Here is a 1,627-nt window from a genome sequence, read left to right as displayed (position 1 = left end):
TTTCTTTCGTCGTCACATCTCCTCTGATTCCGAAAATGCCATTCTCTTTATTTGCGATGCCTTTCGGCTAGGTTAAAGTCACCATCAAATTATGAATCGATATCGGATGTGATAATGGGAATTAATCGCATTAATCATTTACCTTGCAAGTATTGATTGGTAAGGTGTTGTTAAAGATAGGTTTATCGTATTTTAAGTTGGTTGGCTTTATGGAGGAGGAACAATGGGAAGTGGCAAAAAGAATATTTGGCTTGAGTCTGATTCGATTGTAACAAGGAAGAGCCCAAAGCCTCTTAAGCTTAATACGTTAGAAAATATCTACGTTAAAGAGCATGGCATTAAAAGTAAAATCACAAGGTCGTTTTTTATTGCGGTTGTGTTTAGTTTACCTATTTTCCTTTTTCGTCCACTTGCTGGTATTGGTGTGTTTTCCATAATTGGCATCGCTGGATACCTTTTAACCAAAAAATATGAGTTACGTGTCGGTGTTTTCAATAACGATGACGTTGGTGTTGTAGAGTCTGGGTTATATTCGTCAAACGAACGCGAGGAACTCGATGAAATAGTAAGGCTCGTGATGGAATATAAAACAGGCAAGTAATAAAAATAAGGACTAATATGATGCGTTACGCTCGGCGGTTATGATAAAAGTACCGTGTACTTGGTTAGCTCTGTGGGGCTCACTTTCTTACGGGCGTTAGGATTGATATTGATTATTTACACATATAATAAGTTGGTTGGTAAAAAGCATGAAACAAGCTGTAGAAATGAAGAAACTTAACTTACCTATTAAGAAGGTAGGTGCCGGAATTGCCGTTGCTTTTGTTCTCTTTAGTTCCGTTTATACTGTTAATGAGGGGCACATTGGTATTGTTAAGCGCTTTAGTGAAGCGAAAACACAGGTAAGCCCAGGTTTACATTTTAAAGTTCCGTTTATCGACAGCGTTGAAGAGATTGAAGTTCGGACACGCAAGAATGAAGAGAAAATGGCCTCAAGCACAAAAGAGCAGATGCCAGTCACGGTCGTCGTATCCGTTAACTGGACGGTAGACAAATCTGCAGCGTTAGATCTCTTTAGACAGTATGGCGGTCTTCCACAGTTTGAAGCTCGCATTCTTGACCCTAGGTTTAGGTCAGCAACTAAGGATGTGATTCCCAAGTATGATGCAGAGCAACTGATTCAAGATAGAGCAAGTGCTATTCAGGCAATTGAATCAAACTTAATTGAAGAAATGGCCGCGTTTCCAGTAAGCGTAGATAATATACAGATTGAAAATATAGCCCTACCAAAAAAATACCTTACCTCAATCGAGACTAAGCAGACTGAGAAAAACTTAGCCGCAGCAGAGAAACATAAACTGGCTAGACAAAACTTAGAAGCTCAAAGAGCCGTAAATACGGCAAAAGCCGAAGCTGATGGTATTGAGCTTATCGCTATAGCTGAAGCGAAGGCGATTAAATTAAAAGGTTTTGCTGAAGCAGAAGCGATTAATGCAAAGGCCAAAGCTCTTGGGGATAACCCATTAATCATTAAACTGACCGAAGCTCAAAATTGGGACGGAAAGCTGCCAGCAACAATGTTGGGTGGTGAAAATATGCCTATTTTAGATATGAGAGCTAAGTAGCA

At 39.6% G+C, this 1,627-nt stretch carries 2 protein-coding genes; both read left to right on the top strand.

The features are described 5' to 3' along the window. The first annotated feature begins 223 nt into the window (after positions 1–223). A complete protein-coding gene (locus AB4496_RS14425; protein ID WP_009844893.1) occupies positions 224–601 on the top strand; it encodes a hypothetical protein in 378 nt (125 codons plus the stop codon). 148 nt (positions 602–749) lie between these two features. Continuing rightward, the gene (locus AB4496_RS14420) at positions 750–1,625 is read left to right on the top strand and encodes a prohibitin family protein (protein WP_102257610.1); all 876 of its coding nucleotides are present in this window, start codon (positions 750–752) and stop codon (positions 1,623–1,625) included. The last annotated feature ends 2 nt before the right edge of the window (positions 1,626–1,627 follow it).

Origin of the sequence: Vibrio sp. 10N.222.46.A1 (assembly GCF_041473595.1) — a bacterium.
Classification (GTDB): domain Bacteria; phylum Pseudomonadota; class Gammaproteobacteria; order Enterobacterales; family Vibrionaceae; genus Vibrio; species Vibrio tasmaniensis_A.
This window is presented reverse-complemented; position numbering and strand designations above follow the sequence as displayed.

Coding starts and splice junctions, on each gene's coding strand:
- AB4496_RS14425 (WP_009844893.1), top strand. CDS start 224: ATGGGAAGTGGCAAAAAGAATATTTGGCTTGAGTCTGATTCGATTGTA.
- AB4496_RS14420 (WP_102257610.1), top strand. CDS start 750: ATGAAACAAGCTGTAGAAATGAAGAAACTTAACTTACCTATTAAGAAG.